The 1,954-nt window shown below is 65.5% G+C and carries 2 protein-coding genes; one reads left to right on the top strand and one right to left on the bottom strand.

The genetic code is table 11. The features are described 5' to 3' along the window. Positions 1-63: 63 nt before the first annotated feature. On the top strand, positions 64-519 hold the full coding sequence (locus VJ307_09095; GenBank protein HJX74298.1) for a PAS domain S-box protein: 456 nt from the start codon (positions 64-66) through the stop codon (positions 517-519). A 21-nt stretch (positions 520-540) separates the two neighbouring features. On the opposite strand, the gene VJ307_09090 is transcribed toward VJ307_09095, so the two are convergent. After that, positions 541-1,954, bottom strand: a 1,414-nt coding sequence (locus VJ307_09090) for a S8 family serine peptidase (GenBank protein ID HJX74297.1), incomplete at its 5' end; no start/stop codon positions are given.

Raw genomic sequence — 1,954 nt, 5'->3', positions numbered from 1 at the left:
ACGCTTAAGGGGAATAGCGCATCCCATAGCTGAAAGAAAAATCCAACCCTCCAGGAGGCCCCTATGTCCGAGGAGAATAACGATTCCCTTTGCAGGCGGATCGTCGAAAGTTCCCCCGACGCGATCGTCTTCTCCGACCAGGACGGGATCATCCGTCTCTGGAATGCCGGGGCCGAGGCGATGTTCGGGTACAGCGCCCAGGAAGCGGTGGGGATGTCGCTGGACATCATCGTCCCGGAGAAGATGCGGGAGCGGCACTGGGAAGGGTATTTCCGGGTGGTGAAGACCGGGAGCACCAAATACGGGAAAGATCTGCTCGCCGTGCCGGGAATCCGCAAGGACGGCTCCCGGGTCTCGCTGGAGTTTTCCGTCGCACTCATCCGGGACGAGGACGGGGTTCTGCTGGGCATCTCGGCCGTGCTGCGGGATGTGACCGCCCGCTGGCAAAAGGAAAGGGAGATGAAGGAACGGATCGCCGGACTCGAGGCGCAGGCGAAAGGGTCGGGCAACCCTCCTTAAGTCACCGGGGACACCCCTGATTCATCTCCGGGATGCGGGAGAGGAGTGTCCCCGCCCAATTCTCCTGGCCGGGAGGACGAAAAGAGGCAGCAGGATCAGGAGGAGGGTGACAAGCGACGATGGCCCATCCTCCGCCTGTGTTCCGTTCCCGATCGAGCACCCCCCGCCGCCTCCTCCTCCCGTTGACGGCGGAGCGACGCCGGTCGTCGTATAGGTCTTCGTGACCAGGGCGCTGTTGTCCAGGCCGTCGTCGGCGCGCAGCCCAACCTCATAGACGCCGGGGAAGTCCGGAGTCATCGTCGCGTTGTCGCTCCCCGCGACTACCAGGGATGCCGAGCTCCCTGAGGGCCGGGAAACGAGCATCCACCGAAGCGTGAGGGGCTGCGAGTCCTGGTCGCTGCTTCCCGCCCCGCTGAACGATGCCGGAATTCCCACGTTGTCGGTCGCGGGGCCGGCGATCGCGGCGAGCGGGATGCGGTTCACGTGAACGGTGGCCTCCGCGTTTCCCGGGGGGGTCCCCGCAGGAGAGGCCTGCGACACGGTGAGGGAGACCCGGTAGTTCCCCGGGATGTCCGGCACAAACGAGGGGGATGCTGCAGTGGGGGAGGAGAGGGATGCGTTGGACCCGGTCGGACGCGAGGAAAAAGCCCAAGTGTAGGAAAGCGGGTTGCCGAAGGCCCCCGAACTGGATTCGGAATTCAGATTGACGGTGTTCCCCGGCGTGGCGGTCGAGGGCGCGGTGATCGACGCCACCGATGCGGAAACGGCCCGGAGGGCGTTCGCCTTGCCGAATCCCCAGGTGGTGTTGGGGGTCGGCGGGACGGGGGTGGCCGTCCTTCTTAATCGCTCCCGCATCTGTGCCGAGGTGAGAAGCGGGTTGGATTGCCAGACCAGCGACGCGATCCCGGTCACGTGCGGGGTCGACATGCTGGTCCCTTCGAGGATGATGTAATTGTCGTACCCCGGAACGGTCGGGGGGGTGGGATGAGGGCCGCCGTAAGGGTCGGATGACTTCGCGGAATAGAGGACGGACCCCGGCGCGGCGAGGTCCGGTTTATCCCTGCCGTCCCGTGTGGGGCCGAGACTGCTGAAGGAGGAGATGCCCTGGCTGGGGTCCGGGCTTCCCCCCGGTGCCTTCGTGTCGAAGGACCCCACGGCGATGACGTTTTGCGCGTTCGCCGGTTCGGTGATCGTACCCGCCTCCGTAGCCGTCGTGAAGGACCCGTCGAGTTTGTCGATGTAGGCGTCCACCTTCCCGTTCCCGCCGTTGCGGGTCCGCTCAAGGAAGATGGTTGCGGAAGTGGCCGACGACGCGGTGAAAAACACCGTGATGTGGGTCGCCCCGTTCGGGGGGAGGTCCACCCGGTTGGAGACCGAGATCCTGCCGCCGGAGGAAGATGCCGAGGTTCCGGAGGCCGCTACGGCCGATTCCGAC

This window comes from Candidatus Deferrimicrobiaceae bacterium (assembly GCA_035256765.1).
Taxonomy (GTDB): Bacteria; Desulfobacterota; Deferrimicrobia; order Deferrimicrobiales; family Deferrimicrobiaceae; genus CSP1-8.
This window is presented reverse-complemented; position numbering and strand designations above follow the sequence as displayed.